This window comes from Streptomyces roseolilacinus, from assembly GCF_014649335.1.
Lineage (GTDB): Bacteria > Actinomycetota > Actinomycetes > Streptomycetales > Streptomycetaceae > Streptomyces > Streptomyces roseolilacinus.
In genome coordinates, this window is record NZ_BMSV01000007.1 from 125,108 (window position 1) to 137,769 (window position 12,662).

Annotated in this window: 11 protein-coding genes; 1 reads left to right on the forward strand and 10 read right to left on the reverse strand. The window is 73.4% G+C overall.

Annotated elements, in window-relative coordinates; genetic code table 11:
* Positions 1 to 104: 104 nt before the first annotated feature.
* Positions 105 to 1,238, reverse strand: a complete 1,134-nt coding sequence (locus IE106_RS18235) for a tetratricopeptide repeat-containing protein (protein WP_229840578.1) — start codon at positions 1,236 to 1,238, stop codon at positions 105 to 107.
* 571 nt (positions 1,239 to 1,809) lie between these two features.
* Here IE106_RS18235 and IE106_RS18240 point away from each other — a divergent pair.
* The gene (locus tag IE106_RS18240) at positions 1,810 to 2,007 is read left to right on the forward strand and encodes a hypothetical protein (protein WP_189535317.1); all 198 of its coding nucleotides are present in this window, start codon (positions 1,810 to 1,812) and stop codon (positions 2,005 to 2,007) included.
* A 24-nt stretch (positions 2,008 to 2,031) separates the two neighbouring features.
* On the opposite strand, the gene IE106_RS18245 is transcribed toward IE106_RS18240, so the two are convergent.
* From IE106_RS18245 to IE106_RS18285, 9 genes are all read right to left on the reverse strand, one after another.
* Positions 2,032 to 3,351 carry an MFS transporter gene (locus IE106_RS18245; protein WP_189535319.1) on the reverse strand — a complete coding sequence of 440 codons (1,320 nt, stop codon included), beginning with the start codon at positions 3,349 to 3,351 and terminating at the stop codon, positions 2,032 to 2,034.
* A 122-nt stretch (positions 3,352 to 3,473) separates the two neighbouring features.
* A complete protein-coding gene (locus tag IE106_RS18250) occupies positions 3,474 to 4,043 on the reverse strand; it encodes a GNAT family N-acetyltransferase (protein WP_189535321.1) in 570 nt (189 codons plus the stop codon).
* On the reverse strand, positions 4,003 to 4,968 hold the full coding sequence (locus IE106_RS18255) for a homoserine O-acetyltransferase/O-succinyltransferase family protein (protein WP_189535323.1): 966 nt from the start codon (positions 4,966 to 4,968) through the stop codon (positions 4,003 to 4,005). The genes IE106_RS18250 and IE106_RS18255 overlap by 41 nt, the downstream gene beginning before the upstream one ends.
* A 28-nt stretch (positions 4,969 to 4,996) precedes the next feature.
* Entirely contained in the window at positions 4,997 to 6,196 is a 1,200-nt protein-coding gene (locus tag IE106_RS18260; RefSeq protein WP_189535326.1) for an O-succinylhomoserine sulfhydrylase, read from the reverse strand.
* A 29-nt stretch (positions 6,197 to 6,225) separates the two neighbouring features.
* On the reverse strand, positions 6,226 to 6,942 hold the full coding sequence (locus IE106_RS18265; protein WP_189535328.1) for an iron-containing redox enzyme family protein: 717 nt from the start codon (positions 6,940 to 6,942) through the stop codon (positions 6,226 to 6,228).
* 95 nt (positions 6,943 to 7,037) lie between these two features.
* Positions 7,038 to 8,303 (reverse strand): aspartate aminotransferase type Ic, encoded by a 1,266-nt coding sequence (locus IE106_RS18270; protein WP_189535330.1) that lies wholly within the window; start codon positions 8,301 to 8,303, stop codon positions 7,038 to 7,040.
* Positions 8,304 to 8,307: 4 nt separating this feature from the next.
* Positions 8,308 to 9,756 carry a hypothetical protein gene (locus tag IE106_RS18275; RefSeq protein ID WP_189535332.1) on the reverse strand — a complete coding sequence of 483 codons (1,449 nt, stop codon included), beginning with the start codon at positions 9,754 to 9,756 and terminating at the stop codon, positions 8,308 to 8,310.
* Entirely contained in the window at positions 9,753 to 11,306 is a 1,554-nt protein-coding gene (locus IE106_RS18280) for an L-tyrosine/L-tryptophan isonitrile synthase family protein (protein ID WP_189535334.1), read from the reverse strand. The genes IE106_RS18275 and IE106_RS18280 overlap by 4 nt, the downstream gene beginning before the upstream one ends.
* Positions 11,307 to 11,315: 9 nt before the next feature.
* Positions 11,316 to 12,545 carry an MFS transporter gene (locus IE106_RS18285; protein WP_189535336.1) on the reverse strand — a complete coding sequence of 410 codons (1,230 nt, stop codon included), beginning with the start codon at positions 12,543 to 12,545 and terminating at the stop codon, positions 11,316 to 11,318.
* Positions 12,546 to 12,662 lie beyond the last annotated feature (117 nt).

Genomic DNA, 12,662 nt, shown 5'->3' on the forward strand with positions numbered 1-12,662 from the left:
ACGGGTCTTCAGGTTCGCCCGTCCGGCCGTCGCCTGGTCGGTGCAGGCCCTCTCCCCGCGCCCGGCGGGCGGCCCCGGTGCGTCGCCGCCGGCTCCCGCGTCCGTCAGTTGCCCACGGTCTCCGCGCTGCGGGCCGGGCGCTGGTGCAGCCGGGCCAGCGCCTCCTGGACGCGGCTGACCGGCTCGTCGAGGCGCAGCCGTGCCCGCGCGTACGCGTGGACCAGGCGCCCCAGCGCGTAGAGGCCCTGTCCCACGTGCTCGGCCAGCCCCGCCGCGTCGAGTTCGGCGAGCAGCCCCTGGGCCTCCTCCGGGCCCGTGCCGGACAGGAGGGCGGCGGCGCGCACGTCGGCGTACGCGCCGGGCTGCAGGGTGAGCAGCCGCAGCAGGCGGCGTGCCTCGTGGGACACCCGGCGCTCGGACGCCGCGAAGGACCGGCCCATGCCGCCGCGCAGCACCAGCGAGGCGACGACGTGCTCGTGGTAGTCGGCGAGCGGCCAGTCGGGGTGGGCGGCGATGTGACGCCCCACCAGGGCCAGGCCCTGCGGGAGGTGGCCGACCGCCTCGCCGACCAGCTTCGCGGCGAGCGGGTCCGCGTCGATCCGGGCGGCGCCCGCGACGGCTCGCAGGATGCGCAGCGAGTCGGCCGGTTCGCACGGCGGGATGCGGACGCGGCCGCCGACGCCCAGGCCGGGCAGGCGGCGCCGCGTGGTGACCAGCGTGTGGCCGGCGGGGAACCCCGGCAGCAGCGGCCGCACCTGCGCGGCGTCGTGGGCGTCGTCCAGGATCAGCAGCGCGCCCGTGCCGGCGAGCAGGCGGCGCAGCAGCGCGGAGCGGCCGTCCGTGGACGCCGGTATGCGGGTCATGGGCGTGCCCAGGACGCGCAGCAGGTGCCCCAGCGCGGTGAACGGGCCGGCCGGGGGAGCCTGCGGGTGCGTGCCGTGCAGGTCGACGACGAGGACGGGGCCGCCCGTGCGGCGGGTGGCGACGAGGTGGCGGCCCAGGGCGTGCGCCAGGGTGCTCTTCCCGACGCCCGCGGGGCCCTCCAGGACGACCGTGCGGCCGTTGCCGGGGAGGTCGAGGAGGCGGAGCGCCTCCTCCAGGACGGCGTCGCGCACCAGCAGCCCGTCGGGCGGCGGCGGGATCCTGTCGGTGACCCGGACGCCCGGGCCGGTCGCGGCTTCGCCCAGGGCGCTGTGCAGGGCGCGGCTCCAGGCGGCGACCACGTCGGGGTCGTCCATCGCGAGCGCCCGCACGACCGCCAGCAGGAGGTCGGAATTCGGCCGCCGGCGGCCCGTCTGAAAACAGTTCCCCACGGTGGAGCGGGCCGGCAACTCGCTTCTCGGACGGCCCGCGCGGCGCCAGTCCCGATGAACACGGCGCGTTATCTCAGTGATGGAGGGATTGCCGGCTCTCATCTTCAGTGTGCGTAGCTGAATGACGAAATCATCCAGCGTGCGAATTCCGTCGAGTTCCGACATGTGGGGCACGCGGCCCGCCCCCTCCCAGAAGTGCCAAGGCCGGTGGGTCATCCGCTGGCGCGTCACCGTACCGTACGGTCGGCCGTCCGCGTCAACAGCGATCCCGCATGGTGGGAAGGGTCTCGGACAGTTCGGCGGGTGCCGGCCGACGGACGGTTGGTCGGTTGGGGGAGGGGTCTGGTTCCCGCGCGCCGGAGGTTTTTCCGAAGCCTTTGGGCGAAGCCCGCCGCGGACCGGGGAATTCGGCCGGCGCTGTTCCGCGGGCGTCCCGGCCGCGCCTAGTATCGCGTTACCAGGGAATTATCCGGCTGCGGGACTTTGAGGGGGAGAGATGGCGAGTTCCCGATGGGCACCGCCCCGGCATCTGATCGGTTTCGTCGCGCTGCTCGTGCTGCTGTTCTTCTGGGCGTACTACGTGGGTGTGCTGGCCGGGACGGTCGCGCCCGGCCTCCGCCCCGGTGGGGTGGAGACCGGGCAGGGGGGCCAGCCGGCCCGTGAGCTGAAGGGCGGGCACGGCCACGGCATCTGAGCCGGCGGTCGGCTGGTCCGGCGGTCAGCGCTCCGCGACGGGCTGCGGCGCCGCGTCCCCGGCGCCGTCCGTCTTCGCCCCGCGCAGCGCCCGGGGCAGCCACACGGCGATGATCACGGTGGACACCAGGGCGATGACCGACGAGCCGACGACCACCGGGTCGTAGGACTGGAGCGTGTCGTAGCTGATGCCGCCGCCCTCGCTCGCGACGAACGAGCCGATCTGGTGGACGAACCACATCAGGCCCAGCGCCAGGCCCTTCGCCCGGGCGTCCAGCGAGTTGATCAGGTACATGGAGCTGGCGACCACGGTGCCCAGGTACGTGATGCCGAACAGCAGGCCGAAGGCGTTCGCGGCCAGTGCGGTCGGCGCCGCCATCAGCACCACCAGCGACAGCGAGCGCACCAGGTAGCAGGTGACCAGCACCTTCAGGCCGTGCCCCCGGTCGCAGTAGTAGCCGGCGATGAGCGCGCCCGCGATCTCGGCCGCGCCGAGCAGCGCCACGGTCGTACTGGCCACCGTGCCGCCCAGGCCGATGTGGTCCAGGTGCGCCACCAGGTGGACGTCGACGAAGGCCATGGTGACGCCGCAGCCGAAGAAGGCGAGGCTGATGGTCCAGAACACCCGGGACCCCAGCACCTCCGAGAGCATGCCCTGGCTCGACTTCGGCTGCGCGGCCGCCTCGCCCTGCGCCGCGCCGCCCGGCTCCTTCGGCAGGACGAACAGGGCGATCACGGTGACGACGAGCAGGACCACGCCCAGCCACTGGAACACCGTCCGCCAGACGGTCCCCTCGTCGATCTGGATCCACAGCGGCAGCAGCGCCACGAAGCCGACCGCCGTGCCGTTCATGAGGATCGCGTAGGTGACGCCCCGTCGCTCCGGCGGGAACATCTCGTCGACCAGCACGCCCAGCGGCACGTACGAGATCGCCGTGTACGAGATGGCCAGGCCCACCCCGTACACCAGCGTGAACACCGCGAACGACTGGGTGAGGCCACCCACCAGGAAGAGCACGCCGCCCAGGACGAGCCCGCCGGCCAGCGACTTGCGCGCCCCGAACCGGTCCGCCACGTACCCCATGACCGGCGACGCGACCGCGTACGTCAGCATGAACGCGGACGGCGCGATGGCGAACGTGCCGCGCGACACGTCGAAGTCCTCCGTCATGGAGACGAAGAACGCCGTGAGCGTGTTCTTGATCGACGAGGACAGCAGCGCGATGACGAAGCCCAGGCCGACGGCCACCAGCAGCAGGGTCCGCCCGTGCCGGGACGCCCCGGTCCCGGGCGGAACCGGCGCTTCGGGGCTGCGCGTGCTGGTCTCTTCCTCGAAGGGCGGCATGTCTCTCCCTGCCTGTGTCGTGGTCGGCGCGACCCGGGCCGTGTCGTGGGTAAGTGAATGTACGCGTTCAGTCGACGGGTGCCCGGGTCATTCCGGTCCGCGGACGGTCATCTGACGGACGATCAGCCCGCGGACGGGGCGCCGGCCCGCTTGCGGGCGTGCTCGGCCACGGCCGCCGCCAGCTCCCGCACCTGGTGCCGCATGTAGTGGCCCCGGTACGACCGGCCGTCCACGCGCGCGTAGTCGTCGAGCACGCCGTAGGAGGTGAACCCGAACCGCGACCACACGCGGTGCGCCTTCGAGTCCTCCCGCACGTCGATGACGAACGTCTCGACGCCGATCTCCTCCGCCTTCGCGCAGACCCGCTCGACCAGCTGGTACACGGCCGACGTGCCGCGCACCCGCGGATCCAGGTAGGCCTTCATCACCTCGGCGAGGTGGCGGCAGTTCGGCATGGAGTTGGTCTTCATCACGCACATGGCCGCCACCCCCTCCTCGTCCTCGCCGATCAGCAGGTGCCCGCCGCCGCCGGAGACCAGCTGCTCGACCCCGCTGACGAACCCCTCCCGCTGAGCCGGGGAGGGGGACTCGGCGTAGCCCAGGATGCCGTCGTCCGCGGCGCTCGCCGCCAGCATCCCGGCGAGTTCCTTCTCATAAGCCCGTACGTCGTCGGGCCAGTGCCATGTCAACACGGGGGTCAGCACTCCGCTCTCTCGAATCGTCCAGGGCCCGCAGCCAGTTGGCGAAGAAGGCCCGCGAGTCCGCCAGCCAGCCGTCGTCGATGCCCTCGGCGGCGGCCCGGTCGGGGAAGCTCTTGAGCAGCTCCGGGTCGCGCTGCTCCCGGAGCTTCTCGGCGAACGCGAGGAACACGTCCTGCGCGTCCGCCGTCAGGTATCCCTGCGGCACGTCCGGCACGTGGTCGGCCTCGCCGGCGGCGTACCGGCGCAGATCGCGCCGGTACTCGCTCAGCAGGGTCTCCCGCAGGTACTCGGGATGCCCCTGGCTGAAGACGTGCCGCAGCCCGTCGTCACCGGTCGCCAGGGACCACGCGCCGTCCTCGGCCTCCAGGACGAGGCGGACGCCCACCCGCCGCAGCTCCTGCGCCGGCATGGTGTTCCACCGCGAGTGCGGTACGAGCACCGTGTCCGACAGGCCGGCGGTGAGCGGGCCGCGGGCGTGCACGCGGTGGCCGAAGACGCCCTGCCGCTTGTGCGGCAGGCGGTTGCGGCTCAGCCCGTGCAGCAGGTGCAGCGCCGCGTGCGCCGACTGGCAGGAGTACACCGTCGACGTGACCCGGTCCGCCGTGTCGGTGAGGATCCGGTCCACCACCGCCAGGGCCGGCTCGGCCTCGACGGCGCGGTAGCGCGGCTCCCCTCCGGTGACGATCAGCCCGTCCAGGGACGGCAGCTCGTCCCAGTCGATGCCGCAGTCCGCCGTCGGCCGGGTCATGTCGGCGCCGTACGCCGTGATGTCCGCGGCCACGCCGAGCCGGTCCGCGGCGGCCTCCACGGAGGAGGCGAACATGTACCGCGCCCAGCTCTCCGGGGACGGCGAGAAGAGGTCGACGATCCCGATCCGCAGTGCCCCGCGGCCGGTGCCGTCCGGTGTGTCGGTCATGTTTCCCCCGTTCGGCTTGGCGTCCATGTCACGACGACCGGGCGTCGACGGTGCGCAGCGCCTGGTCCAGGTCGGCCATCAGGTCGGAGACGTCCTCCAGGCCGACCGAGACCCTCAGCAGGTTGGGGGCGATCCCGGCCCGCTCCTTCTCGTACAGCGACATCCGGCCGTGCGTCGTCGACGCGGGGTGCGTGATCATCGACTTGGTGTCGCCGATGTTGGTGGTCACGGAGATGAGCGACAGGTTGTCGACCACGTTCCAGGCGTCCCGCTGGTCGCCGCGCACGGTGAAGCTGACCAGCCCGCCGTGGCCGGACTGCTGCGCGTCGACCAGTTCCCGCTGCGGGTGCTTCTCCAGGCCGGTGTAGTACACCTCCTCCACCGCCGGGTGCTCCTCCAGCCACTCGGCGAGGAGCGTCGCGTTGCGCGAGTGCTCCCGCATCCGGATCGGGAGCGTCTCCAGCGACTTCAGGAACACCCAGGAGTTGAAGGCGCTCGGGCTGGGGCCGGCGGTCCGCAGCACCTCGGCCACCGGCTTGAGGAGGTCCGTCCGCCCGGCGACGACGCCGCCCCCGCACCGCCCCTGGCCGTCGATGTACTTGGCCGCGGAGTGGATGACGAGGTCGGCGCCGAGCGCGAGCGGGTTCTGCAGGACCGGCGTGCACAGGGTGTTGTCGACGACCAGCACGATGCCCCGCTCGGCCGCGAGGGCCGAGAGGGCGCGCAGGTCGGCGACGTGCATCATCGGGTTGGTCGGGGTCTCCAGGACGAACATGGCGGTCTCGTCCCGGACCGCCGCACGCCACTGGCCGAGGTCCCGGACGTCCGCGATGGTCACGGACACCCCGAACTTCTCCATGTAGGTGCGGAAGAACCGGGGCGTCGTGCCGAACATCCCGTCGCCGAGCACCACGTGGTCGCCGGCCGAGAGGAGCCCGAGTGCCACGGCGGTGTACGCCGCCATGCCGGAGCCGACCGCGACCGCCGCGTCCGCGCCCTCCATGGCGGCGATCCGCTGCTCGAAGGCGGCCGTGGTCGGGTTGCTGAACCGTACGTAGACGTTCCCGGGCCGACGGCCGGCGAACTTCTCGGCGGCGTCCTCGGCATCCGCGAACACGTAGCTCGCCGTCAGGGCGAGCCCCTCGCTGTGGAGATCCGACAGATCCTGGTACTGCCCCGCGCGCACGGCGTGCGTGGCCAGGGAGTACGGACTGGACGGCTGATTCACGGGCACTCCTGCTCCTCCGTCGTCCGCGGTCAGAGCCGGCCGGCCTTGTACTCCTGGTAGATGCCCTCGTACATGTTGTAGAAGAGGTCGCAGGTGTGGGAGACCGCGTACAGCGCCTCCTCCTGCATCTTCTCCGTGGTGCAGATGTCGGAGACCAGGTCCAGGCCGTGCCGGACGTGGTGGACGTCCTCCGCCTGGTGCACGGAGAAGAACAGCAGGTCCTCGTCCTTCAGGCCGTACACCCGCTTGAAGATGATGTCGCGGGCCTCGGCGCCGCGGGTCTCCAGGTTCTGCCCCTCGCTGGCGATCATCACCGCGGCGGCACCGATGTGGTACGTCTCGGGGTTCTTGCACGCCTTCATGCGGTAGTCGATCAGCTCCTGCGTGTTCGGCAGGGCCGTCTCGGCGTCGCGGGTGGCGTCGTCCACGCCGATGGCGCGGATGAAGTCCTGCATCAGGTCGACGTGGTTCTTCGTCTTGGAGATGCGGCCGGTCTCCTCCTCGTAGAGGTTGAACAGCAGACGCCGCTTGTGCCGGCCCTCCTTCGGGCAGAAGTAGAACAGCGTCTCTATGTAGTCCAGGAAGTGCTTCGTCAGCTGGTATCCCTGGAGCGCGACCTTCTGCAGCGTGCGCAGGTCCCGCTTCTCCGCGTCGAAGAGGATGTCGAACATCGGGTGGTTCAGCGTCAGCTTGTCGTGGAGCGTCCGCTCCAGCTGGTCGCGGAACTCGTCGCGGTCGGTCAGCATGTCCGCTCTCCTTGGTCGTCGTCTCGGGCCGCTCCCCAGCATCGGTGCCGGGGAGCGGCCGATCCGACTTCGTGGACGATCCTGGACGCGCCCGTCTACGACCGTTCGAGGGCGGCGAGCAGCACGCACACGGCGAGGCCCTCCATCGCCGTCTCCAGCTCGTCGAGACCCGGATAGGTCGGGGCGATCCGGATGTTCCGGTCGCGGGGGTCCTTCCCGTACGGGAAGGTGGCGCCCGCCGGCGTCAGCCGGATGCCCGCCTCCGCGGCCAGCTCCACCGTGCGCCGCGCGCAGCCGTCCGGCACGTCGAGGCTGACGAAGTACCCGCCCCGCGGCCGCGACCAGGTGGCCACACCGAGGCCGCCCAGCCGCTCCCGCAGCACCCGCTCGACCAGGTCGAAGCGGGGCCGCAGCAGCGCCCGGTGCTCCGCCATGTGCGCCCGCAGGCCCTGCGCGTCGCGCAGGAACAGGGCGTGCCGCAGCTGGTTGATCTTGTCCGGGCCGATGGTCCGGCGGGACAGGTGGCCGGTCAGCCAGTCCACGTTGGCGCGGGACGAGCCGAAGAACGCCACGCCCGCCCCCGCGAAGGTGATCTTCGACGTGGAACCGTAGACGAACGCGCGGTCCGGGTGGCCGTGCTCGGCACACAGGGCCAGGATGTCCGGCGCCGCCGCCGGCTCGTCGGTCAGGTGGTGCACCGCGTACGCGTCGTCCCACAGGATCCGGAAGTCGGGCGCCGCGGCGGGGAGCGCCGCCAGCCGGCGCGCGGTCTCCTCGCCGTACACGGCGCCCGTCGGGTTGCTGTAGGTGGGGACGCACCAGATGGCCCGGACGCCCGGGTCCTCGGCGGCGAGCCGTTCCACCTCGTCCATGTCGGGCCCGTCGTCGCCCATCGGCACCGGGATCATCTCGATGCCGAGCTTCTCGCAGAGCGCGAAGTGCCGGTCGTAGCCGGGCACGGGGCACAGCACGGCCGTCCGCTCCGCGCCCCACGGCCGCGCGGAGCCCGGCACGCCGAACAGCACGGCGTGGATCAGCGTGTCGTGCATGAGGGCCAGGCTGGAGTTGCCGATCGCCAGCAGCTGGTCGACGGGGACCCGCAGGACCTCGGCGAAGAGCGCGCGCAGCTCGGGCAGGCCGTGCAGGCCCCCGTAGTTGCGGTGGTCCGCGCCCGCGCCGGCGGGGCCCAGGGCGTCCGCGCCGATGTCCAGCAGGCCCGTCGACAGGTCGAGTTGGGCCGGGGACGGCTTGCCGCGCGTCAGGTCGAGCGCGAGGCCCCGCCCCTTCAGCGCGGCGTGGGCGGCGCGGATCTCCCCCGCCCGGTCGGCGAGGCGGGTGGTGCCGGTGGTGCTCAGTGTCATGGTGTCACCCGTGTTCGGGGTCGAGGATGTGGGCGAGGGCCCGGCGGACGCTCGGCTCGGAGCCGGAGGCGAAGCACAGCGGCTGCCCGTCCCGGGAGAGCCAGTCGAAGAGACGCGGTGCCGCGTCGTCCGGTTCGAGCAGCACCGGCGCGGAGTCCGGCGCCTGGACGAGGATCTCCGCCACGGAACCGAAGGTGACGGGCCCCTCCGCGGGCACCCGGGCCACCACGTGCTGCGAGAGCTGCCCGCCGCCCCGGACGCCGAGGGTCAGCAGCGCGGGCACCTCCGGCCGCTCCCGCTTCTCGTGGACGGTCAGCCGCACGGTGTGCGGCCCGCCCGCGAGCCCCGGGGCGTTCCGGTCGGCCCGCGCGATCGCCGTGTACCGGGCGGCCGAGGCGCGCCCCATCGCCAGGGCGAACGCGACGGCGTCCTCCAGCACCTCCGGCTGGTCGCCGAACACCTCCAGCCAGCGCGCCTGCAGGGCGGGCGACACCGCGCAGGTCACCGCGGCCCGGGTCAGCAGCGGCGTACGGTCCTGCGGGGACTCCCGCAGCCACCGGGCGACGTGCGGCGCCATCGGCACCCCGTGCGGCGCCTCGCCCGCGGCGGCCAGCGGCAGGACCCGCGGCCAGTCGACGTTGAACAGCATGACCGGCATCTGCGCGTCGACGTCCGCGTCGGTCAGCGCGGCGAGCTGCTCGCGCACCCGCTTCTCGTGCGCCTCCCGCTCGGCCGGGTCGGACCGCTTGGCCGCCGCGAAGTCCTGGAAGTCCACGGCGCCGGGCGAGCCCAGGGCGTCGGCGATGCGGCACCGCTGCGCGTCGTACTCCCGCAGCAGCTCCGGCTCGGCGAACAGCGCCGCCGCGAACCGGTTGCCGCCCGAGTACACCGTCATGCCGATCCGCTCGTCCCCGGCCAGCTCCCGGGCGGCCAGCACGAGGGCGACCAGCCGGCCCACGGCGTACACCTCGGCGAGGTCGGCCCACCGGCCGGTCGTCTTCAGCCCGCCGACGTCCCGCTTGGACTGCCCCCAGGCCAGCTCGAACCGGGGCGGCTCGTCCGCGCACAGGGCCCCGGCTATCCGGTGCTGGAGCGCTCTGGTGTCCAGGCGACCGGCGTTGGCGCTGATCTGGTGGTTGCGGAACAGCTCCGCGACGAGGGCGGCGCGCCGGAGCGCCGGGTCGTCCAGCCCGTCGTACAGGGTCTCCCCGGACAGCACCTCCAGGGTGCTGCGGGAGCGCCGGACCAGGGCCTTCGCCTGCCGCTCGACGCCCTCGCGCCAGCGGGGCAGCAGTTCGTCACGCAGCTGGTGCGACGTCAGTAAACAGACCGGCTCGGGCGAGGACGGGAAGAGCGGGACGGCGTCGGGGCTCTCCTTGAGCAGCGCGGGCAGTCCGCTGCCGCTGACGATCCTGTCCGGCTGGTAGGACGGGGTGGTGGTCGCGGTCGTCATATCTCCATGGCCTCCAGCAGTCGGGAAAAGGTGCCGTCGAGCAACGGTGCCGGGTCGTCCACGTACGCGATGGGCTGCTGCGCGCGTTCCAGCCGGGCCAGCGGCAGGTAGTGCGCCTCCCCGCCGTCGCGCCCGGCCGCGCCGTGGAGAAGCACGGGCGTCTCCCCGGCCGCCTCGCGCTCGATGCGGTAGCGGAACGTGGGGCGTGCCCGGCCGTCCCGCAGAGCGTATCCGCCCGTGGAGTGCTGGGCCGTCATGTTCGCGTCGCGGGAGGCGGCGGTGGTGAAGTGCAGCTCACCCGGCTTCCCGTGGATGGTGAGCTTCACCGCGCGGGGGGCGGTCTCCTTGATCAGGTTCAGGTCCCGGTCGGTCAGCGAGATCGCCACGTACCGGCAGGCCGCCTCCCACGCCTCCTCCCGCAGCGCGCGGTGCAGGTCCGGGTCGGCGGCGGTCCGCCCGTAGGGGGCCGCCGGGAGCTGCCCGCCGGCGCCCGCCCCGGTCAGCGGCCGGCCCAGGTGGGCGACGTAGAGGGCGTACGCGTCCTGGTAGGCGTCGGAGTAGCACGGCCCGTCCGGCAGGCCCCCGTGGCCGGTGGCGAGCGCGGTGTAGTGCACGGACGTCGCGATGGACCAGAAGGTGTGGGCCAGTTGCTCCCCGGTGCCGCCCGTGCCGGCCAGCCCCTCCAGGCTCTCGCGGGGCGCCTCCGGGGAGAACAGCCGCCCGTGGCGGTCGTCCAGCTCGGCGGACCGCCGCAGGTAGTACTCCTCGCGGGTGCGCAGGTCCGCCGCGCCGAGCCCGCCCGCGACCCACTGCTCGTAGTCGGCGACGCGCAGGACGCCCTCCGCGCCCAGCGCCACCACCCACCGCCGCAGCGTGTCCTGGTAGGCGTCGACGACCGGGTCGGGGGTGCGGCAGGCCCTGTTGTACTTGTGGCCGTCCGCGAGGATCGTGAAGCGGCAGCCGGTCGGGGAGAGGGCGGCCACGGTGTGCGCCAGCGCCGCGCAGCGGGCCAGCGAGTGCAGTTCGGCCGTGTCGGGGGAGACGCCCCGGTTCTTGACGGGCGAGAACGGCTTGCGGGAGAAGATCGGGAAGACCAGCTCCACCGGCTCGCCGTGCCGCAGGGACTCCGCCACGCGGTCGCGCAGTTCCGCCCGCCCCATGTGCTCGCGCTGCGTGCGGAACCACTTGTTGTCCGACAGCGCCTCCGCCACGACCTCCGCGGAGCCGAGGCGCCGCACCCCGTACTCGGACATCCGCTTGCGGGCCCGGGCGAGCGCCGTGTCCAGGCGGGCCGACGCCGTCCGGCTCACCGCGGCGCGCATCGCCGGCATGACCGCGGCCAGCCACGCCTCCGCGTCGACGGTCACCGCGCGGGTGGCGTGCCGGCGGGCGGCGTACAGCTGGAACGGGCGGGCGCGGACGGCCCGGATGAGCCGGTGCCCGTCGGATATCTGGCTCCGCCGCTGCTCGGCGGTGAGGTCCCGCAGGGCCCGTTCCCTGCGGCTCGTCACGAATCCCGAGGTGGACGGTCCGGTGGTGACGACGGTCATGGGTGTGCCTCACTTCCTCGTGTACGTGGTGGGTGACGGCGCCCCGGGGGAGGCGGGCGCGGCCTCGGCGGGGGGCTCGCGCAGGAGGCGGACGACGACCGCGGCGGTGCCGCCGACGGCGGTGAGGACCAGCCAGGCGGCGCCGAACCCGGCGTGGTCGACGAGCAGTCCGAACAGCATCGGGCCGGTGGCGCCCCCGAGCGAGACGCCCATCTGCGTGATCGCCGTCGCGCGCGCCGCCCGGCCCGGGAAGGCCGCGCCCGCCACGTAGTGCAGCAGTCCCGCCCACCCCCAGCCGCCGCCGAACGCGAGCAGGCCGCCCAGCGTCGTCACCCACGGCCCGCCGCCCACGGCCAGCAGCAGCGTGCCGACGGCGCCGGCGAGGTACAGCTGCCACAGCAGCGAACGCGGCGCGTACCGGCCCCGGTCCACGACCATCCCGGCCACCAGGCGGACCACGATGTTCGTCACCGAACCGGCGGCGGCGAGCATGCTCGCCCAGGTCAGCGTCATGCCCTCGTGGACACCGGAGGCGATGAGGAACCCGCCGATCGCGTTGCCGACCATCGCCCCGCACAGCCCCGCGACGGCCAGGCCCAGCAGGTGCCCGTTCATCCGCAGCGGCGGCGCCGGGACGGCGGGCGCGCGCCGCCCGCCGGACGCCCGGTGGCGCAGCACCAGACCCGGCAGGGCGTACGCCACGCACACGGCGGCCGACGCGACGAACACCGCCCGCCACCCGAACGGCACGGCCACGGCGGGCACGGCCAGGCTGCCCAGCAGCGTCGACGCGGGGATCGCGGCCTGCTTCAGGCCGAAGGCGAAGCCCTGGACGGACGGCGAACAGCGCTGCATCAGCAGGGAGTTGGTGTGCGGCTGGGTGTAGCCGTAGACCAGTCCGCCGACGGCCGTGCCCACGACCAGCCCCCAGCTGCCGGCCCAGGCCGACAGGGACAGCGCCACGGCGGTCACGAGCGCCGCCGAACCGACCGTCGCCTCCGCCGACACCGGGGTGTCGACCCGCCGGCTCAGGTACGCGCCGGACAGCGAGGACAGCCAGTACGCCGCCAGCAGCAGCCCCGTGTCGCCCGCGTCCCAGCCCAGGTCCCGGTTGACCAGCGTGCTCGTCGCCCCCACCAGGAACAGCGGCAGGGAGGTCAGTACGGTGATCAGCGCCACGCTCACGGCGGCGCCGGCCCCCGAGCCGCCGTTCCCGCCCTTGTCGCCGGCCTCTCCCACGTCCGCCCCTTTCCGGAGAACTTCCCGTCCGCCGCGCCGCCCGGCCGGAGAAAACATCGGCCTATTCCCGCGCGGCCACGCTTCTTTTCCGCGTGCCTTTCCCGGCTTCCGCGGTTT